This window comes from Flavobacterium sp. DG2-3 (assembly GCF_030730925.1).
Taxonomy (GTDB): domain Bacteria; phylum Bacteroidota; class Bacteroidia; order Flavobacteriales; family Flavobacteriaceae; genus Flavobacterium.
This window is the reverse complement of the sequence record NZ_JAVAMB010000001.1, coordinates 601577-620451: the sequence shown is the minus strand read 5'-3', so window position 1 is coordinate 620451 and position 18875 is coordinate 601577. Positions and strand designations below refer to the sequence as shown.

At 34.2% G+C, this 18875-nt stretch carries 19 protein-coding genes; all 19 read left to right on the top strand.

From position 1 onward, the window contains the following. Positions 1–3 precede the first annotated feature (3 nt). The 19 genes from Q9Q97_RS02670 to Q9Q97_RS02580 all read left to right on the top strand — a co-directional run bounded on the left by Q9Q97_RS02670 (position 4) and on the right by Q9Q97_RS02580 (position 18866). Positions 4–759: an ABC transporter ATP-binding protein gene (locus Q9Q97_RS02670; RefSeq protein WP_306154131.1), complete on the top strand. Its 756-nt coding sequence runs from the start codon at positions 4–6 to the stop codon at positions 757–759. After that, positions 749–2032, top strand: coding sequence for an ABC transporter permease (locus Q9Q97_RS02665; RefSeq protein ID WP_306154129.1), 1284 nt, complete (start codon positions 749–751; stop codon positions 2030–2032). Before Q9Q97_RS02670 ends, Q9Q97_RS02665 begins: the two co-directional genes overlap by 11 nt. After that, complete coding sequence (locus Q9Q97_RS02660; RefSeq protein ID WP_306154127.1) at positions 2007–2456, top strand: thioesterase family protein; 450 nt, start codon at positions 2007–2009, stop codon at positions 2454–2456. Before Q9Q97_RS02665 ends, Q9Q97_RS02660 begins: the two co-directional genes overlap by 26 nt. A gap of 258 nt (positions 2457–2714) precedes the next feature. Further along, on the top strand, positions 2715–3866 hold the full coding sequence (locus tag Q9Q97_RS02655) for a beta-ketoacyl synthase N-terminal-like domain-containing protein (RefSeq protein WP_306154125.1): 1152 nt from the start codon (positions 2715–2717) through the stop codon (positions 3864–3866). Between the two features lie 205 nt (positions 3867–4071). Beyond that, complete coding sequence (locus Q9Q97_RS02650; protein ID WP_306154124.1) at positions 4072–4617, top strand: hypothetical protein; 546 nt, start codon at positions 4072–4074, stop codon at positions 4615–4617. Positions 4618–4721: 104 nt separating this feature from the next. Beyond that, complete coding sequence (locus tag Q9Q97_RS02645) at positions 4722–5336, top strand: 3-oxoacyl-ACP synthase (protein ID WP_306154123.1); 615 nt, start codon at positions 4722–4724, stop codon at positions 5334–5336. A gap of 2 nt (positions 5337–5338) precedes the next feature. Then, on the top strand, positions 5339–5596 hold the full coding sequence (locus tag Q9Q97_RS02640; protein ID WP_306154122.1) for a phosphopantetheine-binding protein: 258 nt from the start codon (positions 5339–5341) through the stop codon (positions 5594–5596). A gap of 140 nt (positions 5597–5736) precedes the next feature. Beyond that, positions 5737–6936 carry a beta-ketoacyl-[acyl-carrier-protein] synthase family protein gene (locus Q9Q97_RS02635; RefSeq protein WP_306154120.1) on the top strand — a complete coding sequence of 400 codons (1200 nt, stop codon included), beginning with the start codon at positions 5737–5739 and terminating at the stop codon, positions 6934–6936. After that, positions 6936–8000, top strand: a complete 1065-nt coding sequence (locus Q9Q97_RS02630; RefSeq protein WP_306154117.1) for a beta-ketoacyl synthase N-terminal-like domain-containing protein — start codon at positions 6936–6938, stop codon at positions 7998–8000. The genes Q9Q97_RS02635 and Q9Q97_RS02630 overlap by 1 nt, the downstream gene beginning before the upstream one ends. Next, positions 7997–8773, top strand: coding sequence for a polysaccharide deacetylase family protein (locus tag Q9Q97_RS02625; protein ID WP_306154116.1), 777 nt, complete (start codon positions 7997–7999; stop codon positions 8771–8773). Before Q9Q97_RS02630 ends, Q9Q97_RS02625 begins: the two co-directional genes overlap by 4 nt. Before the next feature lie 291 nt (positions 8774–9064). Then, positions 9065–9691, top strand: coding sequence for an outer membrane lipoprotein carrier protein LolA (locus tag Q9Q97_RS02620; RefSeq protein WP_306154114.1), 627 nt, complete (start codon positions 9065–9067; stop codon positions 9689–9691). Then, positions 9657–10292 carry a hypothetical protein gene (locus Q9Q97_RS02615; protein ID WP_306154112.1) on the top strand — a complete coding sequence of 212 codons (636 nt, stop codon included), beginning with the start codon at positions 9657–9659 and terminating at the stop codon, positions 10290–10292. Before Q9Q97_RS02620 ends, Q9Q97_RS02615 begins: the two co-directional genes overlap by 35 nt. Positions 10293–10329: 37 nt before the next feature. Beyond that, positions 10330–10917, top strand: coding sequence for a porin family protein (locus Q9Q97_RS02610; RefSeq protein WP_306154111.1), 588 nt, complete (start codon positions 10330–10332; stop codon positions 10915–10917). Position 10918: 1 nt separating this feature from the next. Continuing rightward, complete coding sequence (locus Q9Q97_RS02605) at positions 10919–11530, top strand: outer membrane beta-barrel protein (RefSeq protein WP_306154109.1); 612 nt, start codon at positions 10919–10921, stop codon at positions 11528–11530. A gap of 5 nt (positions 11531–11535) precedes the next feature. Further along, on the top strand, positions 11536–11907 hold the full coding sequence (locus Q9Q97_RS02600; RefSeq protein ID WP_306154107.1) for a 3-hydroxyacyl-ACP dehydratase: 372 nt from the start codon (positions 11536–11538) through the stop codon (positions 11905–11907). 2 nt (positions 11908–11909) lie between these two features. Then, positions 11910–12395, top strand: a complete 486-nt coding sequence (locus Q9Q97_RS02595) for a hypothetical protein (protein WP_306154105.1) — start codon at positions 11910–11912, stop codon at positions 12393–12395. 16 nt (positions 12396–12411) lie between these two features. After that, on the top strand, positions 12412–13575 hold the full coding sequence (locus Q9Q97_RS02590; protein WP_306154103.1) for a DUF2062 domain-containing protein: 1164 nt from the start codon (positions 12412–12414) through the stop codon (positions 13573–13575). A 99-nt stretch (positions 13576–13674) separates the two neighbouring features. Next, positions 13675–17349, top strand: a complete 3675-nt coding sequence (locus tag Q9Q97_RS02585; RefSeq protein WP_306154101.1) for a 1-acyl-sn-glycerol-3-phosphate acyltransferase — start codon at positions 13675–13677, stop codon at positions 17347–17349. After that, entirely contained in the window at positions 17349–18866 is a 1518-nt protein-coding gene (locus Q9Q97_RS02580) for an NAD(P)/FAD-dependent oxidoreductase (protein WP_306154099.1), read from the top strand. Before Q9Q97_RS02585 ends, Q9Q97_RS02580 begins: the two co-directional genes overlap by 1 nt. Positions 18867–18875 lie beyond the last annotated feature (9 nt).

The window sequence follows — 18875 nt, the reverse complement described above, 5'->3', positions numbered from 1 at the left end:
TAAATGAATATTCCCATTATAAAAATAGAATCCCTTTCGAAACAGTACAAAAATGCAGAAATGTATTCTTTGAACAACGTTTATCTAAACATAAATGAAGGCCAGATTTTTGGTTTATTAGGACCAAACGGCGCTGGAAAAACCACTTTAATTTCGATGCTCTGCGGATTGGTAAAGCCAACTTCAGGACATTTTACTATTGATGGTTTAGACTATCAGCATCATGCTTCAAAAATTAAAAAAATTATAGGCGTTGTACCACAAGAATATGCTTTATATCCGACTTTAACAGCTAGAGAAAATCTGCTTTATTTTGGAAGCATGTACGGTTTGAAAGGTTCGGATTTAAAAGATAAAGTGATCGAAGCCTTGGATCTTTTAGGTTTATTGAAATTTGCCGACAAACAAGTTCAGACTTTCTCTGGCGGAATGAAACGCCGTGTAAATCTGATCGCAGGAATTCTCCATAATCCAAAGGTTTTGTTTTTGGATGAACCGACAGTTGGTGTCGATGTGCATTCTAAAACTGCCATTATTGATTATCTAAAAGTTTTAAACCAAAACGGAACGACTATTATTTATACCTCACATCATTTGGCTGAAGCCGAAGATTTTTGTTCTGATATTGCGATTTTAGATCAAGGACAAATTTACGCGCAAGCAACTCCGTCGGCATTAATTGAATCTACAACAGATGCCCGAAATCTCGAAGATGTTTTTATTTCATTAACTGGTAAAGCGTTGAGAGATGGCATATAAAATTTGGATGTCGGTAGTAAAAGAATTCCTTTTGCTAAAAAGAGATTTAGGCGGATTGATTATTTTATTTATCATGCCGTTGGTTTTGGTAATTGCCGTAACCTTAATTCAGGACAGCACTTTTAAAGCCGTAACCGATTCTAAAATTCAGATTCTTTTGGTCGACAAAGACAAAGGCTCTGTTTCGAAAACGGTTTTCGAAAATTTAGAAAAAAGCAGCTATTTTACCGTTGTAACACAAATTGACAATCAACCAATTACCGAAGAAGTTGCCAAAGAAAATGTGTACAAAGGAAAATTTCAACTGGCAATCGTAATTCCAGAAAATCTAAGTTCTGATTTACAGACTAAAGTCGAGCAGAATGTAGAAAAAATTGTCAGCAATTTAGGTTTGACTGACAGCACTGCAACTGTAGAACCTCAGCGTGTCATTAAAGAAAAAGAAGTAAAACTATATTTTGATCCAGCGGTCCAAATGAGTTTTAAAAATGCCGTAATGAGTTCGATCGACAAAATGATTTCGCAGATTGAAACCAAATCGATTTATTCGACTTTTCAAAAACAATTAGGAGAAGAAACGATCGATTTTGAGCAAAAAAACTTCATTACTTTCAAAGAAATAATTCCGCGAATCAACAACAAAGAAGTTCGTCCGAATTCCGTTCAGCATAATGTTCCGGCTTGGACACTTTTTGCCATCTTTTTTATTGTCATTCCGTTATCTATTAATATTGTAAAAGAAAAAACACAGGGAACTTTTGTTCGTTTAAGGACCAATCCCGTTTCCAATTTAATTGTGATAATCGGCAAAACCATTACCTACTCGATCATTTGTATGATTCAGTTTTATATGATGGTTGCCGTTGCCGTATTTTTATTTCCATCAATCGGATTGCCTTCTTTAAATATCGAAGGCCATTTCTTTTTGACAAGCGTTGTTGCATTATTTTCAGGTTTTGCAGCAATCGGCTTCGGAATTTTATTAGGAACCGTTGCCAGCACGCAAGAACAATCTGCTCCTTTTGGTGCCACAAGTGTGATTATTTTGGCGGCAATTGGAGGCGTTTGGGTTCCCGTTTTTGCCATGCCAACAATCATGCAGTATATTGCAAAATCTTCTCCAATGAATTGGGGCTTAGAAGCTTTTTACGATGTATTGCTTCGAAACGTTTCTTTCGTCGAAATCATTCCGAGAATAACTTTGTTATTTTTGTTTTTCATTATTACAACTTCCATCGCATTATTTTATGACAAAAAGAAAAGAGCAGTTTAAAGAAGCTACAGATCTAACCGTTACGCACGAAATCAGGATTCGTTTTAACGAAACCGATCCGCTTGGAATCGTGTGGCACGGCAATTATATCACCTATTTCGAAGATGGACGAGAAGCATTTGGACGTGAGCATGGATTGACTTATTTGGATATTGCCAAAACGGGTTATACAACGCCAATTGTAAAATCGACTTGCGAACATAAATTGTCTCTTCGTTATGGTGATGTGGTTACGATTGAAACAACAGTTGTAGACACGCCTGCAGCCAAAATGATTTACCGTTTTAAAATTATTGATGATAAAGGAGAAGTGGCGTGTACAGGAGAAACTGTTCAGGTTTTTTTAGATAACGAAGGAAATTTAATGCTGACGAATCCTCCTTTTTATGAGGAATGGAAAAGGAAAGTTGGGTTGTTGAAATAAAGTTTTTTAGCCACTAATTTCACTAATTGACGCGAATTCTAAATGCAAAAGTTAACCGCAAATTTCACGAATTTTCACAAATTCAAATTATAAAAATCTTTGCGAATCTGCTTAAATCTGTAAAATCTGCGTGAAACATTTTTAGATAAAAACAAATCCACTTAATCTGTAAAATCTGCGAGAGATTAAATATACACAACATAAAAATAAATACCGAAAAGGTTTTGTCCCGAAGCTTCGGGAGCAGGAAGACATAAAATGAGAAAAGAAATATACATTACAGAAACAAATTGTATCACACCTTTAGGTTTTGATGTTGAATCGAACGTCGAAGCAATTCTTCGTGGCGATTCTGGAATTCAGCTTCATAATGATATTTCTTTGATGCCCAATTCCTTTTATGCTTCGATTATTAGCGATGAAAATATAAATAATGCTTTCGCGGAAGTGAGTTCTGAAACTAAATATTCGCGTTTAGAAAAATTGATGATTTTGGCTTTAGAACCAATTATTAAAAATTCGGGAGTTGAATTAAATTCAAAAACTGGATTTATACTTTCTACAACAAAAGGAAATGTAACGGCTTTAAAAGACAATTCTGCCGAAAGTTTTAACAACGCGCACTTAGATGTTTTAGCCAAAAACGTTGCCAATTTCTTCGGATTTCAAACACAACCAATCGTAGTTTCGAATGCTTGCGTTTCGGGAATTTTAGCGATTTCTATTGCCAAAAGAATGATTCAGTCGGGGCTTTATGACAATATTTTTGTCGTAGCCGGCGACGAAGTTTCAGAATTTGTTTTGTCTGGTTTTAATGCTTTTCAAGCGATGAGCGATTTGCCATGTAAACCCTATTCTAAAAATAGAACTGGCGTGAGTTTGGGCGAAGCAACAGCTGCCGTTTTAGTTTCGGCGAATCCGGCAACTGCTAAAATAAAAGTCATTGGCGACAGTTCGATAAACGATGCGAATCATATCTCGGGTCCGTCAAGAACTGGCGAAGGTTTGTTCAGAAGTATTCAGAATGCTTTGAAAGAAGCGCAAATTGAAGCCAATAAATTAGATTATATTTCAGCACATGGAACTGCAACACCTTATAATGACGAAATGGAAGCCATTGCTCTAACTCGTTTAAATTTACAAAACGTTCCCATTAATAGTTTGAAAGGATTTTACGGCCATACACTCGGCGCTTCGGGATTATTGGAAACGGTAATTGCGATAGAATCTGCCAATCAAAATACACTTTTTGAATCAAAGGGTTTTGATGAAATCGGCGTAAGCGAAAATATTAATGTAATTGAGAAAAACAAAGAAGCCAGTATTGATTTCTTTTTGAAAACAGCTTCTGGTTTTGGAGGTTGTAATACGGCTGTGGTTTTTGAAAAGGTAAAACACGAATTACACTAATTTTCACGAACTAAAAATTTGAACTGTTCGGAATTTCCGAACAGTTGAATATAAAATCGAACTTGTAAGGAAATTTTACAAGTTCAAAAAATCCAACTCTCAAGTAAATCTTGAAAGTTCAATTGATTTAATTTAAATGAAACTATCAAAATTCATATTTATAACTCTAATTCTTCTTTCATCTTTTGGATGTAAAAAGAAAGAAATGTCTGAATCTGAATTTGAAAAAGAAGTTTTAAATAGTGTTTTTGTCGAAATTGTAGATTCTATTCACAAGGACAGAAGAATTATGCTGCCTCCTCCTAGTCCAAAATATAGTGATTTTAAAACTGGCAAGCGTGATACTGTTGGTTATGGAAAAATATTAAAAAAGTATTGGCATGATCATGATAGCATTAAAAAAGACAAAAGAAGAAAACTAATTGCTGTATATGGTTTTTTGAAAAATAATGGTATCAATGATAATAAATTTGATTTAGCACCTTTCAAAAACAATAAAAAATATGATTTTCAATATATGTCCAAATTTCCAGACGAAATATCTTGGGATTTAAATGATATCAAAAGTTCATTGCCAGTAGGGACAATTAGTATTTCCGGAATTCGTTTTAATAAAACTAAAACATCCGGAATTTTAGAAGCTAGCTCATCTGCAGGTGGAGGAAAAAGCGGAAGCGGTTTTGAAATTACAATTGAAAAAAAATCTGGAGAATGGCATATTAGTAAAATTATTGATACTTGGGTTTCATAAAAGATAAAACACGAATTGCACTAATTTTCACGAATTAATTAGTGTAATTTTTAAGCTTGGAATAATCTGTGTTAATTTGTGAAATTCGTGTTTAAATTATAATAATGACTCAAAAAACATACATACAATCCTATATCCAAATCGAAAACAACGAAATTGTTCTCAACGGGAAATCTGTATTCAAAATTGAACCAACAAATTTCGGAGATTTTTCTAAACAAGCTTTACGTCATTTCGAAATCCAGTATCCAAAGTTTTTCAAAATGGATGCGTTGAGCAAACTGGCTTTTTTAGGATCAGAGCTGCTTTTGAGTCCGATTACCTCAACGGAGCAGGAACACAATATCGCTTTGGTTTTGGCGAATAAGTCGTCGAGTTTGGATACCGATGTAAAATATCAGGAGTCTATTTCAGACAAAGAAAACTATTTTCCGAGTCCGGCGGTTTTTGTTTATACGCTGCCAAATATTTGTTTGGGCGAAATAAGTATCCGCCATCAGCTGAAAAGTGAAAATTCTTTCTTTATATTTGACACGTTTAACACCGAATTTATGTCGAATTATTCGAATATTTTGCTGAATACGAATAAGGCTGATACCGTTTTATGCGGATGGGTAGAATTTTTTAATGACAGTTATAAAGCTTTTCTTTGCGTAATCGGAACGGAAGAAAACACAGAATATAAAAACGAAACTATCAATACATTATACAATAAATAATCATGGAAGCATTAAAAGAAGAATTAAAAAATAAAATCATAACGACTTTAAACCTTGAAGATATCGCAGTTGAAGATATTGCTGATAACGATGCATTGTTTGGAGACGGTTTAGGTTTAGACTCGATTGATGCACTTGAATTGATCGTAATTTTAGATAAAGACTACGGAATCAAATTAGTAGATCCGAAAGAAGGAAAAGCTATTTTCCAGTCTATCGAAACTATGGCAGCGTATATCAGTGCTAACAGAACTAAATAAATTTTAGATTTCAGACTTTAGATTTTAGATTTCTTAAACAGAAATATTAAAATCTAATTCAGATACTACGACAACTTTGTCAAAGTTTAAAACTTTGACAAAGTTCGAGCAAATCTAAAATCATAAATCTAAAATCTAAAATGACAAGAGGTGTTGCAATAACGGGAATGGGAATTATCTCTGCGATTGGTAATTCGGTTGAGGAAAATTACATTTCGCTGACCGAAAATAAAATTGGTATTTCTCGTATTCAAAATATAGCTACAGTTCACGCAGATGTAATCAAAGTTGGTGAAATCAAAAAAACCAACGAAGAACTCATCGATGAATTGCAGCTCGACGAGAATAACAATTTCTCCAGAACCGCTATGATTGGCACTTTGGCAGCAAAACAAGCTGTTGAAAATGCTGGCATTACCGATATAAATGAATTTAGAACCGGACTTATCTCTGCTACAAGCGTGGGCGGAATGGATATGACGGAAAGACATTATTACGATTATTTCGAAAAACCAGAATTGGTTAAATACATTACTTGCCACGATGGCGGCGATGTTGCCGAAAAAATTGCCGAAGAATTAGGTTTAAAAGGAATGGTCACAACGATTAGTACCGCTTGTTCATCTGCTGCCAATTCGATTATGCTGGGTGCAAGATTAATCAAAACGGGAAAGTTAGATCGTGTAATTGTGGGCGGTGCCGATGCTTTAGCAAAATTTACCATCAACGGATTTAAGACTTTAATGATTTTATCCGACGATTACAACAAACCTTTTGACAATACTAGAAAAGGATTAAATCTTGGTGAAGCGGCGGCTTTTTTAGTTTTAGAATCGGATGAAATTGTGGCCAAGCAAAATAAAAAAGTACTGGCAAGAGTTTCTGGTTACGGAAATGCAAACGATGCTTTTCACCAAACGGCTTCTTCAGAAAATGGAGATGGTGCATTTTTAGCAATGAAAAAAGCGTTTGAAGTTTCGGGTTTAAAGCCTTCTGAAATTGATTACATCAACGTACACGGAACGGCAACGCCAAATAACGATTTGTCTGAAGGACGCGCTTTGAAGCGAATTTACGAAGACTCCAACGTTCCCGATTTTAGTTCTACAAAACCTTTTACGGGTCACACTTTAGCGGCCGCAGCGGCAATTGAAGCCGTTTACAGCGTTTTGGCCATTCAAAATAATGTGGTTTATCCGAATTTGAATTTTGATGTTCCGATGGAAGAATTCGATTTGAAACCACAGACTACTTTAAAAAATAAAACTATCGAACATGTTCTCTCTAACTCTTTCGGATTTGGAGGAAATTGTTCCACTCTTATATTTTCAAAAAGCTAATGACAAAAAAAACATATATAAATGGAGTAGGCTGTATTTCGACTCAAAAAACATTTGATACTGTTTTTTTAGAAGAAGCTGTTGTCAATCATGACGAAAATGTACTGGCAATTGTTCCGCCAGCATACAAAGAATATATTTCGCCAGCTGCCAGCCGACGCATGGCAAAAGGTGTAAAAAACGGAATCGTTGCTTCGGCTTTGGCGATGAAAGATGCGAATGTAGAAAACGTTGACGCGATTATTACCGGAACTGGTTTGGGCTGTATTGAAGATTCTGAAAAATTCCTGAAAAGTATTTTAGACAATAACGAAGAGTTTCTAACTCCAACTTCTTTCATTCAGTCGACTCACAATACGGTTGGCGCACAGATTGCTCTTTTACAGCAATGTAAAGGTTATAATTTCACTTATGTAAATGGCGCAGTTTCGTTTGAATCGGCTTTGATTGATGCTAAAATGCAAATTGAAGAAGAGGAAGCCAATTCTATTTTAGTCGGTGGAGTTGATGAAAACGGCGATTATACTACTGCCCTTTTCAAACTAAACGGTCGAATTAAAAAAGACAATTCGGGTCCGTACGATGTTCTGACTTCTAATACAAGTGGAGCAGTTTACGGAGAAGGCGCGAGTTTTTTTGTTTTAGAAAACGAAAGAAAAGAAAATACGTATGCTGAACTTTTGGACATTTCTATTGTAAATACTCTGGAAGAAAATGAAGTTGAAACCGCAATCCGATCTTTTCTAAAATCAAATAATTTGGAAATTTCAGATGTTGATGCTTTGATTCTAGGTTTTGACGGAAATGCTAATTTCGAAAATTATTATAAAAATATTGCTGAAAATACATTTGCTCAAACTCCTGTTTTGTATTACAAACATTTGTGCGGCGAATATGATACGGCTTCGGCTTTTGCTTTTTGGATGGCGACTAAAATTTTAAAAACGCAGGAAATTCCAGAAATTATAAAAGTAAATTCAGTTGCAAAACCAGTTTACAAAACGATTTTATTATACAATCAATTAAACGGAAAAAACCATAGTTTTACGCTGCTGTCAAAATGATAACGCACAAAAACATATCACTGTTTTTTATCTTTTTATTGCTTTTATTGTTTCTTCTGAATCTTTATAATGCAATTCATTTTCTGTGGTTTGTTCTTATAATTCTAGTTTGGATCGGAATCAATGCTTTTGGTTCTGCCCGAATTTCTTCCAATTATCATGTAAAAGCGTTTTGTAATAATCCTTTAGAAAAAGAAAAAAAAATTGCTTTGACTTTTGATGATGGCCCGAGCGTTTATACTTCGCAAATTTTAGAACTTTTAAAAAAATACAGTGCCAAAGCGACTTTTTTCTGCATTGGAAAAAATATCGAAACGCATCCTGAAATTCTTCAAAAAGTGATTAGCGACGGACATTTAGTTGGAAATCATTCGTACTCGCATTCTAAATTTTTTGATTTTTATAATGCTAAAAAAATAACGCAAGAACTTCAGAAAACAGATGAAATTCTGGAGAAATTCACTTCCAAAAAAATCAACTTTTTTCGTCCGCCTTACGGAGTTACGACGCCTTCGATTCGAAGAGCTTTAAAGGTAACTGGACATAAAGTTGTTGGTTGGAATATTCGTTCGCTTGACGGCGGGACAACAAATGTGGAATTAATTTTGAATCGAATTAAAAAACACGTTTCTCCCGGCGGAATCGTACTTTTGCACGATACGGGATCTCACTCTGTTTTGGTCTTGGAACAGTTTTTGCAATTTTTACAGCAAAATAATTATCAAGTCGTTTCGATTGAAGAACTTTTGAATCTTAAGGCTTATGCAGATTGAACGCGGATGACACGGATTCGCTTTCGCGAAGACGCTGATTAAAACGGATTTTAATTCTAGTAATTTTACTGGAATGCATAAAAAAAATTAAACACATAGAAACATAGATTTAATGCATTTGAAAAAGTAAATCAAAAGAAACTCGTTTCTCACACATAGCTATGTGTGTTAATGCAAGTGAAACGCCTTTTTTGAGATCACTAATTCTATGTTTCTATGTGTTAAAATAGGTATTCTTCATTGTAGACCTACAAGGTTTCGAAAACCTTGCAGGAAATTAAATAACAAAATATGAAAACTAAAATAGCACTTCTTATTCTTTTTATTTCAGGCAATTTGTTTGCTCAGGAACAAAAAATGTCTGCTGCAGAAATTGCACAATTTAAAGAAGATGTAAATGTGGTGGCCAAAAAAATCAAGACTTTAACTACCGATTTTGTTCAATACAAACATTTGGATTTTTTGTCTAAGGATATTGAAACTTCAGGAAAAATGGTTTTTAAAGAACCTGCGCTTTTGCAATGGCAATATAAAAAACCATACAATTACAGCATTACTTTTAAAAACGGAAAAATCCTGATTAACGACGAAGGAAAGAAAAGCGCTGTCGATATTGGAAACAGCAAAATCTTTGCCCGAATCAATAAATTAATTGTGGGAAGTGTGAGCGGGAATATGTTTGACGATAAAGAATTTACGATTTCGTATTTTAAACTAAAAGGTCAGAATCTGGCGAAATTTATTCCGAAAGATGCGACGCTGAAAAAATACATTAAACAAATCGAACTGACTTTTGATAAAGAAGAAGCAACTGTAGTTCAGGTAAAATTGTTGGAATCTTCTGAAGATTATACTCGAATTGTACTTAAAAATAAAGTGATCAATGCAAAAATCGACGATTCAGTTTTTACTAATTAATTGCTTTCTGGCAGTTGTTTTAATTTCTTGTGGTTCGGTCACGAAAAATTATACGCCGAAAAAATTAGACAAAACGTCTTACACGGTTCCCTATTTTTCAGATTCAAAAACCGATTATGTTTACAAAACTAATATCAGTGTTTACGGAAATGAATTGTCGGGAATTTTTATTGCCAAAAAAATAAACGACACTACGCACCGAGTTGTTTTTACAACCGAATTCGGAAATAAACTAATGGATTTCGAAATTTCAGAAACCGATTTTAAAGTCAATTCGATTGTGTCTGAACTGGATCGAAAAATATTGATCAATACTTTAAAAGAAGATTTCAGATTGCTTTTAAAAAAGGAATATCAGATTCAGGAACAATTTGAAACGGAATCGGCAGACATTTATAAATCGGCAGACGGCAAACGTGACAATTATATTTTTATCTCCAAAAAAGATCAAAAACTAGAAAAGATTGTTCATTCGTCTAAAACAAAAGAAAAATTTACGCTGTTTTTCAATTCAGAAAACAATATTTTTGCTGAGAAAATTCAAATAATTCATCAGAATATAAAGCTGAAAATCGAGTTAAATTATTTTAAATCAGAATAGAAAATTAAACTAACCATAAACTTTAAATCAATTCAAAATGAGAAAATTTGCTGTACTTGCAATTATGTTATTAATCGGAATCCAGACAGAAGCGCAGGTAAGAGTTAGTCCTGGACTTAGAGGAGGTTTGAATGTATCGACATTAACGAATATTGACGACAATAGTTCGAAAACAGATTTTTATATTGGCGGATTAGTGGACATCAAATTCAATAAATATTTCTCGGTTCAGCCAGAGATTACCTATTCTAGACAAGGTGATGAAGGAAGATACTTTGAAAATGGCCGTTATTATTCTGAAAAATATGAGTTGAATTATATAACACTTGGAGCTGTTGCAAAATTTAACTTTAAAGGTGGCGGTTTTCACGTTTTGGCAGGACCGTCTTTAGATCTAAAAGTGGATGATAATTATATTAATTCGAATCCTGAAGATTTCGATCTTGCAATTGTTGGAGGTGTTGGCTACACATTGCCAAACGGACTGACTTTTGAAGCGAGAATCAAACAGGGTCTAGTTGATATTTACGGTTATGACAATTATGACAATGACTATTATTATGATGATGTAATTTTGAACCAAGTTTTCCAAATTGGAGTTCGTTATACCTTTAAAACAAAATAAAATGAATAAAAGAATATTCTTCTTTGTTGCTGTTTTTTTTGCCGTTTTAAATATACAAGCCCAAGTAACGGCGAAGCCAGGTTTAAGAGCCGGATTTAGTTTTTCGACCATTTCTGAAATGCATGCCAATTACAGAACCGATTTTTATGCCGGTGGTTTAGTAGATATTCATTTAACGAAGCATTATTCGCTTCAGCCAGAAATCAACTATACTAGACAAGGTTCTAATGATGTGGCTCGAAATTATTATGACGAAAATACGCAGACCAATAGAGTAGAATATTTAGATCTGGAAATAAATTATCTGTCGCTTTCGGCAATAAATAAGTTTACTTTTGGACAAGGAATTCAATTGCAAGCTGGTCCAACTTTAGATATTTTATTGAATGATAATCTTGCCGTAAGAAAAGCGCAAAATGATCTTGGTCTGGTTTTAGGAGTTGCTTATGCGCTTCCTTCAGGTTTGACATTTGAAGCACGATTTAAAAAAGGATTGCTTGATGTTTTGAGCAGTGATTATTATCAGAACGACTCTAATAATTATTATTTATTTGGAGATTATAACACAAACGTTAATTTTCAGCTAGGAGTTTCCTATTCATTTGGAAAATAAAAAATATGATTTTACAAGATTTTTATAAAATACTATCGGAGGAAAAAGTATCCGATTCAAAATATAATATTACAATTTTAGTCAACGAAAAACATGAGGTTTTTAAAGGTCATTTTCCTGGAAATCCTATTATGCCAGGTGTTTGCATGATTCAGATTATTAAGGAACTTACAGAATCGATTGTAAAAAATCCGTTGATGATTCAGTCTTTGGCAAATGTAAAATTCATGGCCCTGATTAATCCAGAGGCTACACCAGAATTACGATTGGAACTGGATGTTACAACTACTGAAGACGGTTTGGTAAAAGTGAAAAACACGACTTACTTTAACGACACCACTGCTCTTAAACTGAGCACCGTGTACAAAAAAATATAATTATGAAACTGTTACTGACATTACTTTTATGGGTTAGTTTTGCTGGAACGCCAGATTTGGCTTCGATCCGCAAAATGTATTCTGATGTAGCAAAATCAGAAAATAATGCCAAAGATTTTGTTGCAAAACTTTCGGGCGTTTCAAATAATGATGATAAAATTTTAGTTGCTTATAAAGCCGCTTCTATTTTGGTTGATTCTAAGTTTGAAAAAAAATTAGGCGAAAAAATTGAACGTTTTAAAGAAGGCGCTAAACTTCTTGAAGCAACGATAAAAAGCGATCCGAGCAATATCGAAATGCGAATGATCAGATTGAGCGTTCAAGAAGATGTTCCTGGAATTACGGGCTACAAGAAAAATATTAAAGAAGATAAAAAATTCATTACGACGTATTATGCATCGCAAAGTGCGGCTTTGAAAGAGTATCTTAAAGACTTTGTTTTACAATCTAAAAGTTTCTCTGAAAAGGAGAGACAATTCGTGAAGTAAGCCCAAAAAACACCTCATGAAATCACAGCACGAATTACTTAGTTCGACTAACTTTTGCGTTATTGTGCCTACGTACAACAACCAGAAAACACTAAAAAAAGTACTGGATTCTATTTTAGATTTCACGACAAATGTCATCATTGTCAATGATGGATCAACTGATTCTACGAGCGAAATTTTAAAATCGTATTCTCATTTAACGCAAATTCACCATCCTCAAAACATAGGAAAAGGACGCGCGTTAAGAAACGGATTTAGAAAAGCGCTGGAATTGGATTTTGAATACGCCATTACAATCGATTCTGACGGACAGCATTTTGCAGCAGATATTCCAGTTTTCTTAGAAGCCATCCAAAGTGAGCCAAACACTCTTTTAATTGGAAGCCGTAATATGACGCAGGAAAATGTTCCCAAGAAAAGCAGTTTTGGAAACAAATTTTCTAATTTTTGGTTCAAGTTTGAAACTGGAATAAAACTAGACGACACTCAATCTGGATTTAGATTATATCCGCTTCGATTACTGCCAAAACGTTTTTATACCAATAAATTTGAGTTTGAAATCGAGGTTATTGTGCGCGCAGCATGGAAAGGAATTCCAGTTAAAAACATTCCGATTCAAGTTTTGTACGATCCAGCTGAAAGAGTTTCGCATTTCCGTCCGTTTCAAGATTTTACCCGAATCAGTATTTTAAATACGGTTTTGGTAACCAATGCTTTGCTGTATATAAAACCTCGCGATTTCTTTAGGCGGGCAAAAAAAAAAGGTTTTAAAAAATTCTTTCTAGAAGATATTTTAGAAAGCAACGATTCTAATTTTAAAAAATCTGCGGCAATTGCTTTAGGTATTTTTATCGGACTTTCTCCTTTTTGGGGATTTCAAACCGTGTTGCTTTTTACCTTTGCGGCCTTGTTCAGACTCAACAAAGTCATTGCTTATCTTACGTCAAACGTAAGTTTTCCGCCTTTTATTCCGTTTATTATTTATGCTTCACTTCAAGTTGGGAGTGTTTTTGTTTCTAGCGATGCGCCATTGGTTTTAGACAGCTCTATTACGCTCGATGATATTCAAAAAAATGCTACGCAATATATCGTAGGAAGTCTTATTTTAGCGTCCGTTTCGGCGCTGACTGTTGGTTTAGTAAGTTATTTGCTTTTAACCGCTTTCAGTTCCAAAAAATAAAATAGTTTTGCCACAGATTTAAATCTGCCACGAATTCACGAATTTATTCAAATCCATTTTTAATTAATTCGTGAATTCGTGGCTAACAAAATTTTAAATATGCATCAATATTTCTACGCCATTCATCTGTTTGTAAATCGAAGAAAATCTCTTTCGGTGCTGCTGGCTTTATTGATGCTTTTGGTTTTCGGCTTCTTCGCTTCAAGATTAAAATTTGAAGAAGACATCACCAAACTTATTCCCACAAATGACAAAACCGACGTTACCGCCAAAGTTTTAAAACAATTAAACTTTGCCGATAAAACGACCGTAATTTTCAGCTTGGATAAAAATGGTTCTGCCGAAGACCTGAAAGAAATGGCGACTGTATTTTCAGACAGCGTTTCAAAATCTTGCAAACCTTACATCACAGGAATTCAGGGAAAAATTGACGAGGAAAATATTCAGGAAACTATTGATTTTGTTTACAACAATCTGCCTCTTTTTCTAGACGATAAAGATTATGCTGCTATCGAAAATAAACTGCAAAAAGACAGTATTGCAGCAACCGTTCAAGGAAATTACAAATCGATTATTTCTCCGTCGGGATTTATTACCAAAGATTTTATTCTGCAAGATCCGTTTGGAATTTCTTTTATCGCTTTAAAAAAATTACAGCAATTAAATATTGGCGACGATTTTACGCTAGAAAATGGATTTGTAATGACGAAGGATAAAAAGAAATTGTTGCTTTTTATCACTTCAAATATTCCGTCAAGCGAAACAGAGAAAAACACCATTTTTGCCGAAAAACTAAAATCGATTCAAGAAAATCTAAATCAGAAATTTAAAGGCAAAACTTCCATCAGTTATTTTGGTTCTGCGCTTATTGCTGTTGCAAACGCCACCCAAATTAAGAGCGACATTATTTTGACAACGTCAATCGCGATGTTTACTTTGATGCTGATTCTGATTTTATTTTATCGAAAAATCCTAATTCCGTTTATTATTTTCGTTCCGACCGTTTTTGGAGGTTTGTTTGCCGTTGCATTTTTATATTTTGTGAGAGAACAGATTTCGGCAATTTCATTAGGAATTGGTTCTATTCTTTTAGGAATCACGATCGATTATTCCATTCACATTCTCACGCATTACAAACACAACAGCGATGTAAAAACATTATACAAAGACATTACAATGCCAGTAATTATGAGCAGTTCTACAACGGCTGTGGCGTTTTTATGTCTGCTTTTTGTAAAATCGGATGCGCTGAATGATCTAGGAATTTTTGCCGCCGTAATTGTTATGGCTTCGGCAATTTTCTCGCTTTTGATTATTCCTCATTTATACAAACCAAAAAATAATCCGGCAGAACACAAGAAAAATGTGATCGATAAAATGGCGCATTTCTCTTTTCACAATAATAAATTTTTAATCGGTTTTTGTGTCATTATTACCATTATCTGCTGTTTTACTTATAATGACGTTGGTTTTAATAATGATTTATCACAGCTCAATTTTATTCCAAAAGAAATAAAAGCTGCCGAAAAACAACTGGAAGAAAGTACGAGCCTCACCTCTAAAACTATTTATGTGGCTTCTTACGGAAAAACGATGGAAGAAGCTTTGCAGCATAATAGCCGTCTTTTCGAAAATTTAAATCAAGAAAAAGAACAACATAAAATTTTAAATTTCAGTTCTGTTGGAGGAATTGTGCTTTCGCAAAAAGAGCAGCTTCAGAAAATCGAAAAGTGGAATGCATTCTGGAATTCGCAGAAAAAGCAATTTGTACAATCAGAATTAATTGCCGAAGGCTATAAATTGGGTTTTAAATCGACAACTTATAATTTGTTTTTTGATCATTTAGATTTTGATTTCAAACCTATTTCTGCAAACGAGTATTTAAAAATTCAGGCTTTACAATTGCAGGAATTTGTTACAGAGAAAAATGGATTTTACACCATTTCGACCTTAGTAAAAGTGGCGCCAGAACAGCGTGATGCTTTTGTAAAATCGGCTTCGACAAAACAAAATATCATTGCAATCGACCGCCAGCAAATGAATGAAACGTTTTTCAGCACTTTAAAAACCGATTTCAATTCGCTTGTCAATTATTCCTTTGTTGCCGTAATTTTAATTTTGTTTTTCTTTTTCCGCAGAATCGAATTGGTTATTGTCAGTTTAATTCCAATTGCTTTAACGGGAATTGTAACCGCGGGAATTATGGGGCTTTTTGGCATTCAGATGAATATTTTCAGTATGATTGTCTGCACTTTAATTTTTGGGCACGGAGTCGATTTTAGCATTTTCATGACCAGCGCACTTCAAAAAGAATACAGCAACGGCGTTAACGAAATTGCGATTTACAGAACCTCAATTATTTTGGCCGTAATCACGACAATTTTAGGAATCGGCGCCATGATTTTTGCCAAACATCCTGCATTGACTTCAATTTCATTGGTTTCTCTAATCGGGGTTTTTGCCGCACTTATTATTACTTTCATTTTCTATCCGATTCTATTTAAAGTTTTTATATCAAATCGATCAAAAAAAGGAAATCCGCCTTTTCAATTGCGAACTTTTATTCACGGTGTCATTTCATTTGCCTATTATGGTTTGGGCGGAATTGTGATGTCAATTTTCAGTTTTACCATTATGCCGATTTTGCCTTTTAGCAAAAAAGCAAAAATGAAAGCTTTCCGATATGTGATTTCAAAATTCATGAAGTCGGTATTATATTCCAATCCATTTATCCGCAAAAAAGTCGTTAATCATTTCCATGAAACTTTCGAAAAGCCAGCCGTTATAATTGCCAATCATTCTTCATTCCTTGACATTTTAGCCATCGGAATGCTGAGTCCGAAAATCATTTTCTTGGTAAGCGATTGGGTTTACAACTCACCCATTTTTGGCGGCGTTGTGAGAAAAGCGGGATTTTATCCCGTTTCTGAAGGTCTTGAAGGCGGTGTCGAACATTTGCGCAAAAAAGTAAATGAAGGCTATTCTTTAATGGTTTTTCCAGAAGGAACACGATCTGAAAATAATGTCGTAAAACGATTCCACAAAGGTGCTTTTTTCCTTGCCGAAGAATTTAAAATCGACATTGTTCCGGTAGTTATTCACGGCGCTTCAGAATTAATTCCGAAAGGAGATTTTGTCATTCATCATGGAAAACTGACCGTTACTATTTTAGAAAGAATCACGCCTGAAAACCTTTCTTTCGGAACAAATTATACAGAAAGAACCAAGCAGATCAGTAGTTTCTTTAAAGGAGAATATCGAAAAATCCGTCAAGAATTGGAAGGTCCAGATTATTTCAAAACAATGCTTATTAACAGTTACGATTATAAGGAAATCGAAATTGGAAATAGCGTAAAAAAAGATGTAAAGCAAAATCTTGAAACCTATTATAATTTAAATAAACACATTCAGCCAAAAGCAAAAATTTTGCATTTAGGAAACGATTACGGACAATTGGATGTTTTATTGGCGCTACAGGAACCACAGAGAAAAATAGTTTCTTTTATAAATGATGAAGAAAAATTGCTAGTTGCCAAAACCAATTATTTAGTTAAAAAGAGAAAAATAACCTATCTCGAAAAATTTGAATTGGCACTTGAAAATCAGTACGATATCCTTTTAATTTCTGACGAAAATTACTCAGAAGAAATCGAAAAAATAATTGCTGCCGTTTCTTCAATAATTTTAGTCAATTGTCCTCGTTTAAAAAATCAATTGGAGAATTTCGAAATTGTTTCTGAAGAAAATGCTTTAATCGTTTTAAAGAAAAAATAATGAAAAAACAGTACGATGTAGTCATAATTGGCAGCGGTTTGGGCGGATTGGTTTCTGCCGTTATTCTGGCAAAAGAAGGCTACAGCGTTTGTGTACTCGAAAAGAACAATCAATACGGTGGAAATCTCCAGACTTTCGTAAGAGATAAAACTATTTTTGATACTGGAATTCATTATATCGGAGGTTTAGGCGAAGGCCAGAATTTGCATCAATACTTTAAATATATTGGCATAATGGACCATTTAAATCTAAAAAAATTAGATGAAAATGGTTTTGATATAATTTCCTTCGAAGACGATAAAACCGAATATCCGCATGCACAGGGTTTCGAAAATTTCATTAAACAATTAACCCATTTCTTTCCTGAAGAAAAAGAAAATCTTGAACAGTATTGCGAGAAAATAAAAGCCGTTTGCAAAACTTTTCCGCTTTACAATCTAGAATCTCAAGGAAAATATGATGACGAAATTCTAACGCTTAACGCAAAAGAAACCATCGATTCTTTTATTCAAAATGAAAAACTGAAAGCCGTTTTGGCTGGATCCAATTTTCTTTATGCGGGCATAGCCGAAAAATCGCCTTTTTATGTGCATGCGCTTGTCGTCAATTCTTATATTGAAAGTTCGTGGCGCTGCATTAATGGCGGAAGTCAGATTACGAAACAGCTTTTGAAACAGCTAAAAAAATACGGTGGCGAATTCTTTAAACACAAAGAAGTAACAAAGTTTGAAGTCGAAAATCAAAAAGTGAATTCGGTCAAAATGAAAGACGGAACCGAGGTTTCGGGAAATATTTTTATTTCGAATATCGAACCTAAAACGACTTTGAAAATGGCGGGTCAGGAAAACTTCAGAAAACCGTTTTTCAATAGAATTCAAGATCTGGAAAGCGTACTTTCTGCCTTCAGTCTTTATATTGTTTTTAAACCCAAAACTTTCAAATACATCAATCATAATTATTATCATTTTAAAAGTGCCAATGATGTTTGGACGGCGCATGAATACGACGAAAACTCATGGCCAAAAACTTTTATGGCTTCTATGAATCCGTCTAAAAAAGACGAGGAATGGGCAGATGGAATGACGTTTTTGACGTACATGAAATATGATGATGTTAAAGCTTGGGAAAATACATTTAATACGACTTTTGAAGAAAATGAAAGAGGTGAAAGTTACGACGAATTCAAAGCTAAAAAAGCTGCACAGTTTTTAGAAGAAATCGAAAAAAAATTTCCTGGCATAAAAGATTGCATCAAATCGGTGCATGCTTCTACCCCGCTTTCGTACCGCGATTATATCGGCGGAGACGGCGGAAATATGTACGGATATGTTAAAGATTCTAATAATCCGATGAAAACTTTAATTCCGACCAAAACTAAGCTAGAAAATCTTTATCTTACTGGCCAAAGTATTAACATGCACGGAGTCTTAGGCGTTACAGTTGGAGCAGTCATAACTTGCTCAGAAATTGTAGGAAAAGAATATCTGCTGGAAAAAATCAAAAAAGCTTCTGAATAAAATGTAGGG